This is a genomic window from Streptomyces sp. NPDC036813, from assembly GCF_055609245.1.
This window is the reverse complement of sequence record NZ_JBVJPV010000001.1, coordinates 179,184-191,800: the sequence shown is the minus strand read 5'-3', so window position 1 is coordinate 191,800 and position 12,617 is coordinate 179,184. Positions and strand designations below refer to the sequence as shown.

Here is a 12,617-nt window from a genome sequence, read left to right as displayed (position 1 = left end):
ATGAGCACGATCACCACCGAGGAACTCTCGGCCACCACCCTGCTGCGGTTCGCCACCGCCGGTTCCGTCGACGACGGCAAGTCCACGCTGGTGGGCCGGCTGCTGCACGACTCCAAGTCGGTCCTCACCGACCAGCTGGAGGCCGTGGAGCGCGCCTCCGCGAGCCGCGGCCAGGAGGGCCCGGACCTCGCGCTGCTCACCGACGGCCTGCGCGCCGAGCGTGAGCAGGGCATCACCATCGACGTCGCCTACCGCTACTTCGCCACGCCCCGGCGCCGGTTCATCCTGGCCGACACCCCGGGACACGTGCAGTACACGCGGAACATGGTCACCGGAGCCTCCACCGCCGAGCTGACGGTGATCCTCGTCGACGCGCGCAACGGCGTCGTCGAGCAGACCCGCCGGCACGCCGCGATCGCCGCGCTGCTGCGGGTGCCGCACGTGGTGCTCGCCGTGAACAAGATGGACCTCGTCGGGTACGCCGAGAACGTGTTCGCGGCGATCGCCGAGGAGTTCACCGCGTACGCCACCGAACTGGGTGTGCCCGAGGTGACCGCGATCCCCATCTCGGCGCTCGAGGGCGACAACGTCGTGGAGCCGTCCGCGAACATGGACTGGTACGGCGGCCCCACCGTGCTGGAGCACCTGGAGACCGTCCCGGTCGCCCACGACCTGACGCACTGCCACGCGCGGCTGCCCGTCCAGTACGTGATCCGGCCGCAGAGCGCCGAGCACCCCGACTACCGCGGCTACGCGGGCCAGATCGCCGCAGGCACCTTCCGGGTCGGCGAGTCCGTCACGGTGCTGCCGTCCGGGCGGGCCACGAAGATCGCCGGTATCGATCTGCTGGGCGAGTCCGTCGACGTGGCCTGGACGCCGCAGTCGGTGACCCTCCTCCTCGCGGACGACATCGACATCTCCCGCGGCGACCTGATCGTGCCCAGCAAGGACGCGCCGCCGACCACGCAGGACATCGAGGCGACCGTCTGCCACGTCGCCGACGCCCCGCTCACCGTCGGCCACCGGGTCCTGCTCAAGCACGGCACCCGCACGGTCAAGGCGATCGTGAAGGACATCCCGTCCCGGCTGACGCTGGACGACCTGTCCCTGCACCCGCACCCGGGACAGCTCGTCGCCAACGACATCGGCCGCGTGAAGATCCGCACCGCCGAGCCGCTGCCGGTCGACTCCTACGCCGACTCGCGCCGCACCGGCTCGTTCATCCTGATCGACCCCAGCGACGGCACCACGCTGACCGCGGGCATGGTCGGCGAGTCGTTCGCCGCGCCCGAGCCGGTCAAGGACCAGGCCGACGACGACGGTTGGGACTTCTGAGACATGAACTCATACGACTACTACGGGACGTTCGCGAAGGAGGGCGGCCGCGTCGGCAGCGGCGCCCTCGGCAGCGGACAGGGCGGAGTCGCGCGATGTGCGTGCTGACCGCTCCGTCCCCCCACCCTGGGGGTCCCCCCCGCTCGAAGAGCTTGGGGGAGTCCCGGAAGAGACGAAAACCCTTTGCCGACTTCCCGGCCACGACCTGAGAAACCGTGACCGCCGGGCCTCCGAGAGGACACCCTCCCGTGCCTGCCATCCGCTCCACCCTCGTTCGCCGCGGCATGGCCGCCGTGGCCGCTCTTCCCCTCCTCGCCCTCGCCGCCTGCGGTTACGGGTCCGAGGCCAAGGACGACTCCGCCGCCCAGAAGGTCGCCGCGGGCGCCCAGAAGATCGACGGTCTGGACTCCGTCAAGATCGGTTACTTCGGCAACCTGACGCACGCGACCGCGCTGGTCGCCCGTCAGCAGGGCCTCTTCCAGAAGTCACTGGGCGCCACCAAGGCGGACTACCAGACCTTCAACGCCGGCCCGTCCGAGATCGAGGCGCTGAACTCGGGCTCCATCGACATCGGCTGGATCGGCCCGTCCCCGGCGATCAACGGCTACACCAAGTCCAAGGGCAAGAACCTGCGTATCATCGCCGGTTCGGCCTCCGGCGGTGTGAAGCTCGTCGTCAACCCGAAGAAGATCACGTCCGTCAAGGACGTCAAGGGCAAGAAGATCGCCACCCCGCAGCTCGGCAACACCCAGGACGTCGCGTTCCTGAACTGGATCGCCGAGCAGGGCTGGAAGGTCGACGCGCAGAGCGGCAAGGGCGACGTCTCCGTGGTCCGCACCGACAACAAGGTCACCCCGGACGCCTACAAGTCGGGCTCCATCGACGGCGCGTGGGTGCCGGAGCCGACCGCGTCCAAGCTGGTCGCCGAGGGCGCCAAGGTGCTGCTGGACGAGTCCGACCTGTGGCCGGACAAGAAGTTCGTGATCACGAACGTCATCGTGTCGCAGAAGTTCCTCACGGAGCACCCGAAGGCCGTCGAGGCGGTGCTGAAGGCCTCCATCGAGTCCAACAAGTGGATCAACGCCAACCCTGAGCAGGCGAAGGCCGCGGCCAACCAGCAGCTGGAGGCCGACTCGGGCAAGGCGCTGCCGGCCAAGGTCCTCGACCCGGCGTGGAAGTCGATCCAGTTCATCGACGACCCGCTGGCCGCGACCCTCAGCACCGAGGCGGACCACGCGGTCAAGGCCGGTCTGCTCAAGCAGCCGAAGCTGGACGGCATCTACGACCTCACCCTCCTGAACAAGGTGCTGAAGGCCGAGGGCAAGCCCGTAGTCGCCGACGCCGGACTCGGCGTCAAGTAAGCCCGACCACCCGTTCAGTCCCCAGGAGGTGACGACCATGGCCACCGCGATCATGAAGGCCGAAGGCGTCCAGGCAGTCGAGTACGCCGCGCGTATCGAGCACGTGTCGAAGTCCTTCGCCGGGCCCGGCGGTCAGCAGCTCGTGCTGGACGACATCAGCCTCGATGTCGCTCCGGGCGAGTTCGTCACCCTCCTGGGGGCCTCGGGCTGCGGCAAGTCGACGCTGCTGAACCTGGTGGCGGGCCTGGAGCGGCCCACCGCCGGCAGCATCGACACCGACGGCCGTCCGGCTCTGATGTTCCAGGAGCACGCCCTGTTCCCGTGGCTGACCGCGGGCAAGAACATCGAACTCGCCCTGAAGCTGCGGGGCGTACCCAAGAGCGAGCGGCGCGACCGCGCCGAGGAACTGCTCGAACTGGTCCGGCTCAAGGGCTCGTACGGCAAGCGGGTGCACGAGCTGTCCGGCGGTATGCGGCAGCGCGTGGCGATGGCCCGCGCGCTCGCGCAGGACAGCCGGCTGCTGCTGATGGACGAGCCGTTCGCGGCACTCGACGCCATCACCCGTGACGTGCTGCACGACGAGCTGACCCGGATCTGGCAGGAGACGGGGGTGTCGGTGCTGTTCGTCACGCACAACGTGCGTGAGGCGGTCCGGCTCGCCGAGCGCGTGGTGCTGCTGTCCTCCCGGCCCGGCCGGGTGGCGCGCGAGTGGCGGGTGGGCATCCCGCAGCCGCGGCGCATCGAGGACGCGCCCGTGGCCGAACTGTCCCTGGAGATCACCGAAGTACTGCGTGGGGAGATCCGCCGTCATGGCCAGCACTGACACGACCGACACGACGGCGGACAGCCCCGTCCGGGCCACCGCGGACTCCGCCGAACGGGCCGGTGGTCTCGGCGGCCTGGAGGCGGGCCTGGACGCCCTGGAGTCCTCGGCGACCGGCCGTCCGCCGTTCCGTGAGACCTTCGTCAAGAAGATCCTGCCGCCGATCGTCGCGGTCGCGGTGGTCCTGGTGGTCTGGCAGGCCCTGGTCTCCCTGAAGATCGTGGACGACCCGACGAAGCTGCCCACGCCCGCCGACGTGGGCGCGGAGTTCAAGGACGCCTGGCTCAAGGGCGAGCTGCTCGGCTACATCTGGACGTCGATCTCGCGCGGTCTGCTCGGCTTCCTCTTCGCCCTCGCGATCGGCACCCCGCTGGGGCTGATCGTGGCGCGGGTGAAGTTCGTGCGGGCGGCGATCGGCCCGATCCTTTCCGGCCTGCAGTCCCTGCCGAGCGTGGCGTGGGTGCCGCCGGCGGTGATCTGGCTGGGCCTGAACAACTCGATGATGTACGCGGTGATCCTGCTCGGCGCGGTCCCGTCCATCGCCAACGGCCTGGTGTCCGGTATCGACCAGGTGCCGCCGCTGTTCCTGCGGGCGGGCCGCACCATGGGCGCGACCGGTCTGAGGGGCGCCTGGCACATCGTGATGCCGGCCGCGCTGCCGGGCTATCTCGCCGGTCTGAAGCAGGGCTGGGCCTTCTCCTGGCGGTCGCTGATGGCCGCGGAGATCATCGCCTCCTCCCCCGACCTCGGCATCGGCCTGGGCGCGCTGCTGGAGAACGGCCGCAACGCCAGCTCCATGTCCATGGTGTTCGAGTCCATCATCCTGATCCTGTTCGTCGGCATCGCGATCGACCTGCTGATCTTCAGTCCGCTGGAGCGGTGGGTGCTGCGCAGCCGCGGCCTGCTGGTGAAGAGCTGAGTCCCATGTCCCACTCCCCGGTCCTCCTCGTCATCGCCCACGGCAGCCGCGATCCGCGGCACGCGGCGACCGTGCACGCCCTCGTGGAGCGCGTACGGTCGCTGCGGCCGGGCCTGCGCGTGGAGACCGGGTTCCTGGACTTCAACATCCCCTCGGTGCAGGGGGTGCTGGAGTCCCTGGCGGCGGAGGGGGTGCGGGACGTCGTCGCCCTGCCGCTGCTGCTGACGCGGGCCTTCCACGCCAAGGCGGACATCCCGGCGGTGCTGGGGGACGCCCCGCGCGGCCTCCGGATCCGGCAGGCGGACGTCCTCGGTCCGTCGCCGCTGCTGCTGTCGGCGCTGGAACGGCGGCTGTACCAGGCGGGGCTGACCCCCGCCGACAAGTCCTCGACCGGGGTCGTGCTGGCCTCGGCGGGGTCCACCGACCCGGAGGCGATCGCAGTGATCGCAGCAATCGCGCGGGAGTGGCGGCACACCGGTTGGTGCGCCGTGCGGCCTGCGTTCGCCTCCGGCGGTTCCACGGGGTTCCCCCGGACCGAGGACGTGGTGCGCTCGCTGCGGGCCTCGGGGTGCGAGAGGGTGGCCGTCGCGCCGTACGTTCTGGCTCCCGGCTTCCTGCCGGACCGGATCGCGCGGGGCGCTCAGGCCGCGGGCGCGGATGTCCTCGCGGACGTGCTGGGTCCCGCGCCGGAGGTGGCCCGGGTCCTGGTGGAGCGCTATGAGGGGGCTCTCGTGCCGGTGCCTGCGGCGCTCGGGGCGTGAGCGCTCCGCTGCGTCTGCCGGGTTCCGTCGTTGTTCGGCTACCCCGCCGTCGTGGCTGGTCGCGCCGTTCTCCGCGCCCCCTTCGGGCCACCTTTCAGTGGGCCTGCACTGTTATGTGACGGTCTGCGCCCGGGTTCTCCAGTTCGTCGAGTATCGCTACGGCCAGGTCCTCCACGCTGATCCCTGAGCTGCCGTCGGGCGCGGTGAGGAGGGTGTCGGTGCCTCGGCGGTATCGACCGGTGCGGGGGCCGGGTGCCAGCTCCGCCGGAGGGCTCAGGTAGACCCAGTCGGCACGCCCGTGCTCCCGGCAGGTGTGCAGTTGGGCGATGCCGGCGGCCGCCACGGCCCGGTACTCGGCGGGGACGTACGCGGGGTTGTCGGCGAGGAGCAGGTCCTGGTCGCCGGGGCTGCGCAGCGCTCCCGCGCCGCCGACGACCAGGACGCGTGTCCCGCGCTCCGCGGCGGCGTCCAGCACCGTGCGGGTCGCTTCGGTGAGGAACCCGGCGTCGGCCGGGAAGGTCCGTACGGCCAGGACGACGGCGTCGGAGCCGGCCAGCGCCTCGCGCAGCGCGGACGGGTCGCTCGCGTCGACCGGGACCGGTGTGACGCCGGGGTCGTCGCTCATGGGCTTGCGGGACAGGGCGCGCACCCGGTGTCCGCGGGAGCGGGCCTCCTCGATCACCCGGCTGCCGACCATCCCGGTGGCGCCGACCACGGCGATCGTCATGTGGGTCTTCATCGGAACTCTTCTCCTGACGTCGAGTTGGGCCGCGAGCATGGCGGCCAGGGCGAGGACGAATCCGGCGGACTGAGCCCAGGTCAGCGACTCGCCGAGCGCGATGCCGACGACGGTCGCGACCAGGGGCGACAGCAGCACCAGCGGGGCGGACGCGCCGACCGGAAGCCGGCCGATCCCGCGGAACCAGAGCGTGTAGGCGATGAGTCCGCCCATGCTGCCCAGCCACAGATAGCCGCCGGCCGCACCGGCGTCGATCCGCTCCGGCACCCCCTCGACGGCGAAGGCGATCGGGAGCAGCAGCAGACCGCCGGCCGTGAGCTGCCAGCCTGCGAGGGTGAGCGGGCCGACTCCGGCGGGGCGGCCCCAGCGCTTGGTGAGGACGACACCGCCGGCCATCCCGGCCGTACCGCCGAGGCCGGCCAGCACCCCGACGGCGTCCAGCCGGGCCTGCGGGCCGAGGACGACGAGGGCGACGCCGAGCACACCGAGGGCGCCCCACGTCCAGCGCCAGGCTGTCGGCCTGTCGTGCAGCACGGCGATGGCGAGCCCGGCGACCAGGAGCGGCTGGGCGGCGCCGAGGGTGGCGGCGACACCGCCGGGCAGCCGCTCCGCCGCCACGAACAGCAGCGGGAACAGCGCGCCGATGTTGAGCACGCCGAGGACGGCGGCCTTCCACCACCACTGGCCGCGAGGCAGCGTCCGGGTGAGCGCCAGCCCGACCAGCCCGGCGGGCAGGGCGCGCATCAGCCCGGCGAAGAGGGGGTGCCCGGGCGGCAGCAGCTGTGTGGTGACCGCGTAGGTCGTGCCCCAGGACGCGGGGGCGAGCGCGGTCAGGGCGACGGTCGCCGCCCGCCGTGTGGACGAGGAATGCATGTCTGGAAGTCTGGTGAGCCACCCATCATGCGTCCAACACATGGTTGTCATGACAGCCATGCACCAGGACCATGGATCGGTGGATCTCCAGCAGATGCGTTACGTCGTCGCCGTCGCCGACACCCGTAACTTCACCCGGGCCGCCGAGCGCTGCTTCGTGGTGCAGTCCTCGCTCAGTCACCGCGTGGCGGCCCTCGAACGGGAGTTGGGCGTGAAACTCTTCGCCCGTTCCAGCCGTCGTGTCGAACTCACCGACGCCGGCGCCGCGTTCGTCGCGGCCGCGCGTGAGTGCCTGGCCGCGGCGGACCGCGCGGTCGCCGACGCCTGCGCCGCGACCGGGGTGGTACGGGGCCGGCTCGCCGTGGGCGTGATCGTCACCACTGCGGCCGTCGACGTACCCGAGCTGCTCCAGCGCTACCGGGCCCTGCACCCGGACGTCCGGGTCGGCCTGCGCTCCGGCCGCAGCGACGAACTGGCCGCGGCGATCCGTGACGGTGACCTGGACATCGCCTTCCTCGGCATGCCGGAGGACGAGCGGCCCACCGGGGTGGAGACGGTCGTCCTCGACCGGGACGAGCATGTGCTGGTGGTGCCGGCCGGCCACCGGCTCGCGGGCGCCGAGCGGGTCACCCTCGCGGAGATCGCCGAGGAGACGTTCGTGGACTTCATCGAAGGTACGCCCGCCCGGGCGCAGTCGGACCGGGCGTTCGCCGCCGCCGGGCTGGTCCGTGACGTGGCGTACGAGGCCGGCGTGGTGGAGATGATCACCGGGCTCATCGCGCGCGGCCTGGGTCTGGCGCTGCTGCCGTCGGCGTACATCGGGCCGCTGGCCGCGGGCGATCCCGCGCTGGTGCTGGTGCCCGTGGTGGACGGGCCGCGCCGGGTGGAGTATCTGGCGTGGAGCCGCTTCAACCCCAGCCCGGCGACCCGGGCGATGCTCGACGTGCTCGGGGTCAGGTGAAGGACAGTCCGCCCGTGCGGGTCCGCTTGAGTTCGAAGAGGTCGGGGTCGCCGGCCAGGACCCGGAAGCTGTCGAAGAGTTCGGCCGCGCGCTGCCCGCGCGGGATCGCCCGCAGTACGGGGCCGAACCACACCGTGCCGTCGACGTGGATCGTCGGCGTGCCCACGTAGGCCCCCGACTCGGGTTCTGCGCCGGCATCGTGGCTGCGGCGCACCGCGTCGTCCCAGGACGCCTCGTGCGCGGCGGCGGCGAGATCGGCGGGCAGGCCGAGTTCGGCGAGGGACTCGGCGATCACCGCGTCGAAGTCCTCCTGTCCCTGCTCGTGGATACGGGTGCCGAAGGCGGTGTACAGGTCGCGCAGGACCTTCTCGCCGTACTGCTCGGCGGCGGCCACCGCCACCCGGACCGGGCGGATCGACTTGTCGACCAACGTGCGGTACCAGTCGGGCAGTTCGTTGCCGGTGTTGTGCAGGTACAGGCTCATCACGTGGAAGCGGAGGTCGAGCGGGCGCTGCCGTTCGACCTCCAGCAGCCAGCGGGAGGTGATCCAGGCGAAGGGGCAGGCGGGGTCGAAGTAGCAGTCGACGCGGGTGGGGGAGGTACCGGTGGGCGAGGTGCTCGTCATGTCGGCGACGCTACCGGCCGGGCGGCCCGGGGGAACGGGCCATTTCGGGGCTGATTCCATGGGCCACCTGGCACGCAACGCGCCGCGCCGCCTTCTCGGACGAACGCCACACCTCCGGAGCGACGCCGGAGTACGCTGCACGGATGATCGATCATATATTCGCTCTCGGAGGTGATCTGCCGGTCCGGCGTCTGGGCTACGGCACCGCCCAGCTCACCGGCCCCGGCTACTGGGGACCCCGCGGCGATCGCGCGGACGCGGTGGCGGTGCTGCGCCGGGCGGTGGAACGCGGCGTGACGCTGATCGACACCGCCGACAACTACGGCCCGTACCTGGCCGAGGAGCTTGTCGCCGAGGCGCTGCGCCCCTACCCGGAGCACCTGGTGATCGCCACCAAGGGCGGCGTCGTGCGCACCGGTGACAGCGCCTGGCACATCGACGGCCGTCCGGAGCATCTGCGCGCGGCCTGCGAGGCGAGCCTGAAGCGGCTGCGCCGGGACACCATCGACCTGTACCAGCTGCACCGCCTGGATCCCGAGGTGCCGGTGGCCGAACAGCTGGGAACGCTCGGCGAGTTGCGGGCCGAGGGCAAGATCCGGCACATCGGCCTGGACACCGTCACCGCCGACCGGCTCGCCGAGGCCCTCACCTCGACGCCGGTCGCGTCCGTACAGAACCGCTACAACCTCTCCGACCGCGCCTCGGAGCCGGTGCTGGCGCTGTGCGAGGCGCACGGCATCGCGTTCCTGCCCTGGTTCCCGCTCGGCAACGGCACGCTCACCCGGGACCCGGTGTGCGCCTCGGTGGCGGCGGCGCACGGCGTCACCCCGGGCCAGGTCGCGCTGGCCTGGCTGCTGCACCGCTCCCCCGTGCTGTGCCCGACGCCCGGCACGGGCAGCCCGGCGCACCTGGAGGAGAACCTGGCCGCCGCGGCCGTACGGCTGACGGACGCGGACATGGCCCGGCTGGACGCGCTCAGCCCGCCGTCATCTCCACGAGCTTGACGACGGTGTTCCAGTTGCGGGACGTGGCGATCAGGCCCTTGTTGACGCGCGGCCGGGACAGGGCTTCGGCGAGCTTGGAACGGCCGAGGCCGTCCGGGGCGTACAGATACAGGGCACGGTCGCCGAGGCGGAACTCCTCCGGGGCGTAGGCGGCCGGGTCGATCTCCGCGAACCGTCCGGGGCCGACCTCCTCGGAGAAGTACGTGACGTGCAGCTGCTTGGCCTCCAGCCGGGCCGCCGGGAACGGGCAGGCGTCGGCGACCGTGCTCAGATAGGCGTGGTCGCGCACGATCACGTCGACGCGGAAGCCGAACTGCCGCTCGATCGCGGCGGTGAGGTCGGCGGCAAGGGAGTCCTCGTCGCCGTGCGCCGAGGAGAACACGGCCTGCCCGCTCTGCAGATAGGTGCGTACGTCGTCCAGGCCGAGGCCGGTCATCAGGGTGCGCAGGTCGGCCATCGGCAGCTTCCTGCTGCCGCCCACGTTGATCCCGCGCAGCAGCGCCGCATACGTCGTCATCCGCCCACCTTAGAGCGGCCGTCGTGCCCCGTGGGGGCGGGCACGACGGCCGCGGTCCCCGGAGGGATTGCGCGAAACTCTGGCCGATGAGGCGGGTGCAGATCAACATCTCCACGCAGCTGTGACTTGTTCAACAACCTTTTGTAATCACAAAGCGGGGTCCTGTCGGCGGATCGGACACGTCCGTGTCCGGGCCCGTCCGCGCCCTCTCCCGCTGCCACCCTGATCCACGGCCCCCAGCCGGGGCGACGCGTGTAGGGGGCACCCTCCGCCTCTGTGGGGAGGCCGCGGTGTCCGAAGGGAGGAGCGGGGGGCGGACGCGGCTCACCGGGCAGCACGACGAGATGGCCTTGTCCGGCCCCTACCGTCTCAGTGAAAGGTGGCGGCAGGGGGCCGCCACCGTGCACAAGGGGGCAGGCCCGTCATGGACAGAGGAGAATCGCGGGTGCGGGGGCTCGCCGCCCGGGCGGGCGGCTGGAGCGCCCGGCACCGGTGGGCGGCGGTCGGCATCTGGGTGCTGTTCGTCGTCCTGGCGATGGGGGTGGGGTCCGCGGCGGGCCGGGTCGACGTCGACGACAGCGACCAGCTGAAGGGTGAGACGCACACCGCGGCGCAGATCATCAAGGACGCGGGCATCAAGGAGCCGGCGAGCGAGACCGTCCTCGTCCAGGCGAAGGACGGGCGGCTGCAGGCGACCGACGCGGAGTTCAGGTCCGCCGTCGACGCCGTCGTCAAGGCCGTCGACGGCACCGGCCAGGTCACGGACGTGACGTCGCCGTACACGACGCACACGATCTCCAAGGACCGGCACAGCGCGCTGGTGCAGTTCGACATGCGCGGGGACGCGGAGACCGCGGGCGACCGGGTGGAGCCGGTGCTGAAGGCGGTCGAGGGGGTGCAGAAGGAGCACGCCGGGACGCTGCGGATCGAGGAGATCGGCGGCGCGAGCATGAGGAAGACGTTCAGCGACGCGTTCGGGGACGACTTCAAGAAGGCCGAGTACTCGGCGGTGCCGGTCGCGCTCGGCATCCTGCTCATCGCCTTCGGCGCGCTGGTGGCGGCGCTGCTGCCGGTGGCGCTGGCGATCACCGCGATCATGGCGACGATGGGCCTGATGGGCATCGTCAGCCATGTGCAGCCGATGAGCGACACCGCCAACTCCGTGATGCTGCTGGTCGGTATGGCGGTCGGCGTGGACTACTGCCTGTTCTATCTGCGCCGGGAGCGTGAGGAGCGGGCGGCCGGACGGGACCCGCGCACGGCCCTCAGGATCGCCGCCGCGACCAGTGGCCGGGCGATCGTGGTCTCCGGCGTGACGGTGTGCGTGGCGATGGCGGGCATGCTGTTCACCGGGCTCGCCACCTTCGAGGGGATGGGCCTGGCCTCGCTGATGGTGGTGGCCGTCGCCATGGTCGGCTCGGTGACCGTGCTGCCGGCGCTGCTGTCGCTGCTGGGCGAGCGGGTCGACAAGGGCCGGCTGCCGTTCCTGGGCCGTCGTCGGCGCAAGGGCAACGGGGAGAGCCGGTTCTGGTCGGCCGTCCTCAAGGGCGTCCTGGCCCGGCCCGCGGTGTCCGTGGTGGTCGCGCTCGGCGCGCTGCTCGCGGTGGCGGCGCCCGCGCTCGGCATGAAGACGCAACAGCTGACCCTGGACCAGGAGTTCGGCGACTCGCTGCCCATCGTGCAGACCTACAACCGGGTCAACGACGCCTTCCCGGGCGGCTCGGAGCCGGCCCAGGTGGTCGTGAAGGCCAAGGACATCGACGCCCCCGAGGTGAAGGCGGCACTGGCCGACTTCCGTGACCGGGCGATCTCCTCGGGCGCCTCGCGCGGCCCGGTCGACATCAGGGTCCACGAGAAGCAGAACGTCGCCTTCGTCTTCGTCCCGCTGGTGGGCGGCTCCGACCAGGACAAGGCGGGGGCCAGTCTGGAGAAGCTGCGCGACGACGTGCGGCCGGCGACGCTGGGCAAGGTGGCGGGCGTCGAGGCGCCGATCACCGGTCAGGTCGCGGGCTCGCACGACTTCAACGACCAGCTCGTCGGCTCGGTCGTCCCGGTCTTCGCCTTCGTGGTGGTGTTCGCCTTCGCGCTGATGCTGCTGTCGTTCCGCTCGCTGACCATCGCCATCACGTCGATCCTGCTGAACCTGCTGTCGGTGGGCGCCGCGTACGGCATCCTCGTCGCGGTCTTCCAGCACGGCTGGGGTGCGTCCCTGGTCGGCGCGGAGGGCGTCGGCGCGATCGTCACCTGGCTGCCGCTGTTCCTGTTCGTGATCCTCTTCGGGCTGTCGATGGACTACCACGTCTTCGTCGTCTCCCGGATCCGCGAGGCGCGGCTGCGCGGCCGGTCGACGAAGGACGCCATCACCCACGGCGTGGTCACCACGGCGGGCGTGGTCACCAGCGCCGCGGTCATCATGGTCGCCGTCTTCGCGATCTTCGGCACACTGTCGATGCAGTCGATGAAGCAGATGGGTGTGGGCCTGGCGGCCGCCGTCCTCATCGACGCGACCGTCATCCGGGGCGTGCTGCTGCCGGCGGTGATGGCGCTGCTGGGCGAGCGCAACTGGTACCTGCCGAAGTGGCTGCACCGGCTGCCGGACCTGACCCACGACGAGGCGCCGGAGGCCATCGCGGCCGAGCCGGCGCGGGGTGAGGGCGAGCCGCTGCGGGTGTGACACCCCCGCGGCAGCACGAGGGCCC

Annotated in this window: 11 protein-coding genes; 8 read left to right on the top strand and 3 right to left on the bottom strand. The window is 71.6% G+C overall.

The features are described 5' to 3' along the window. The 5 genes from ACZ67Q_RS00750 (at position 1) to ACZ67Q_RS00730 (ending at position 5,199) form a co-directional block, all read left to right on the top strand. On the top strand, positions 1–1,335 hold the full coding sequence (locus ACZ67Q_RS00750; protein ID WP_471174756.1) for a sulfate adenylyltransferase subunit 1: 1,335 nt from the start codon (positions 1–3) through the stop codon (positions 1,333–1,335). 248 nt (positions 1,336–1,583) lie between these two features. Next, positions 1,584–2,696: an aliphatic sulfonate ABC transporter substrate-binding protein gene (locus ACZ67Q_RS00745; RefSeq protein WP_471174754.1), complete on the top strand. Its 1,113-nt coding sequence runs from the start codon at positions 1,584–1,586 to the stop codon at positions 2,694–2,696. A gap of 37 nt (positions 2,697–2,733) precedes the next feature. After that, positions 2,734–3,519: an ABC transporter ATP-binding protein gene (locus ACZ67Q_RS00740; RefSeq protein WP_391687390.1), complete on the top strand. Its 786-nt coding sequence runs from the start codon at positions 2,734–2,736 to the stop codon at positions 3,517–3,519. Then, on the top strand, positions 3,506–4,438 hold the full coding sequence (locus ACZ67Q_RS00735; RefSeq protein WP_471174751.1) for an ABC transporter permease: 933 nt from the start codon (positions 3,506–3,508) through the stop codon (positions 4,436–4,438). Before ACZ67Q_RS00740 ends, ACZ67Q_RS00735 begins: the two co-directional genes overlap by 14 nt. A gap of 5 nt (positions 4,439–4,443) precedes the next feature. Continuing rightward, on the top strand, positions 4,444–5,199 hold the full coding sequence (locus ACZ67Q_RS00730) for a sirohydrochlorin chelatase (RefSeq protein ID WP_471174749.1): 756 nt from the start codon (positions 4,444–4,446) through the stop codon (positions 5,197–5,199). Positions 5,200–5,293: 94 nt separating this feature from the next. On the opposite strand, the gene ACZ67Q_RS00725 is transcribed toward ACZ67Q_RS00730, so the two are convergent. Next, on the bottom strand, positions 5,294–6,811 hold the full coding sequence (locus ACZ67Q_RS00725) for an EamA family transporter (RefSeq protein ID WP_471174748.1): 1,518 nt from the start codon (positions 6,809–6,811) through the stop codon (positions 5,294–5,296). Positions 6,812–6,851: 40 nt separating this feature from the next. Here ACZ67Q_RS00725 and ACZ67Q_RS00720 point away from each other — a divergent pair, with 40 nt between their 5' ends. After that, positions 6,852–7,772, top strand: coding sequence for a LysR family transcriptional regulator (locus tag ACZ67Q_RS00720; RefSeq protein ID WP_471174746.1), 921 nt, complete (start codon positions 6,852–6,854; stop codon positions 7,770–7,772). Here ACZ67Q_RS00720 and ACZ67Q_RS00715 read toward each other — a convergent pair. Further along, entirely contained in the window at positions 7,765–8,397 is a 633-nt protein-coding gene (locus ACZ67Q_RS00715; protein WP_471174744.1) for a mycothiol-dependent nitroreductase Rv2466c family protein, read from the bottom strand. The genes ACZ67Q_RS00720 and ACZ67Q_RS00715 overlap by 8 nt on opposite strands. A 143-nt stretch (positions 8,398–8,540) precedes the next feature. On the opposite strand from ACZ67Q_RS00715, the gene ACZ67Q_RS00710 reads away from it, so the two are divergent. Next, the gene (locus tag ACZ67Q_RS00710) at positions 8,541–9,401 is read left to right on the top strand and encodes an aldo/keto reductase (protein WP_471174742.1); all 861 of its coding nucleotides are present in this window, start codon (positions 8,541–8,543) and stop codon (positions 9,399–9,401) included. Here the strand turns inward: ACZ67Q_RS00710 and ACZ67Q_RS00705 are convergent. Then, positions 9,373–9,918, bottom strand: coding sequence for a DUF1697 domain-containing protein (locus ACZ67Q_RS00705; protein WP_471174740.1), 546 nt, complete (start codon positions 9,916–9,918; stop codon positions 9,373–9,375). The genes ACZ67Q_RS00710 and ACZ67Q_RS00705 overlap by 29 nt on opposite strands. 424 nt (positions 9,919–10,342) lie before the next feature. Here ACZ67Q_RS00705 and ACZ67Q_RS00700 point away from each other — a divergent pair, with 424 nt between their 5' ends. Further along, positions 10,343–12,592 carry an MMPL family transporter gene (locus ACZ67Q_RS00700; protein WP_471174738.1) on the top strand — a complete coding sequence of 750 codons (2,250 nt, stop codon included), beginning with the start codon at positions 10,343–10,345 and terminating at the stop codon, positions 12,590–12,592. Positions 12,593–12,617: the final 25 nt, after the last annotated feature.

Bases quoted from the DNA above. Each gene is read 5' to 3' on its own strand.
- ACZ67Q_RS00750 (WP_471174756.1), top strand. From the start codon at position 1: ATGAGCACGATCACCACCGAGGAACTCTCGGCCACCACCCTGCTGCGG.
- ACZ67Q_RS00740 (WP_391687390.1), top strand. From the start codon at position 2,734: ATGGCCACCGCGATCATGAAGGCCGAAGGCGTCCAGGCAGTCGAGTAC.
- ACZ67Q_RS00735 (WP_471174751.1), top strand. From the start codon at position 3,506: ATGGCCAGCACTGACACGACCGACACGACGGCGGACAGCCCCGTCCGG.
- ACZ67Q_RS00730 (WP_471174749.1), top strand. From the start codon at position 4,444: ATGTCCCACTCCCCGGTCCTCCTCGTCATCGCCCACGGCAGCCGCGAT.
- ACZ67Q_RS00725 (WP_471174748.1), bottom strand. From the start codon at position 6,811: ATGCATTCCTCGTCCACACGGCGGGCGGCGACCGTCGCCCTGACCGCG.
- ACZ67Q_RS00720 (WP_471174746.1), top strand. From the start codon at position 6,852: ATGGTTGTCATGACAGCCATGCACCAGGACCATGGATCGGTGGATCTC.
- ACZ67Q_RS00715 (WP_471174744.1), bottom strand. From the start codon at position 8,397: ATGACGAGCACCTCGCCCACCGGTACCTCCCCCACCCGCGTCGACTGC.
- ACZ67Q_RS00710 (WP_471174742.1), top strand. From the start codon at position 8,541: ATGATCGATCATATATTCGCTCTCGGAGGTGATCTGCCGGTCCGGCGT.
- ACZ67Q_RS00705 (WP_471174740.1), bottom strand. From the start codon at position 9,918: ATGACGACGTATGCGGCGCTGCTGCGCGGGATCAACGTGGGCGGCAGC.
- ACZ67Q_RS00700 (WP_471174738.1), top strand. From the start codon at position 10,343: ATGGACAGAGGAGAATCGCGGGTGCGGGGGCTCGCCGCCCGGGCGGGC.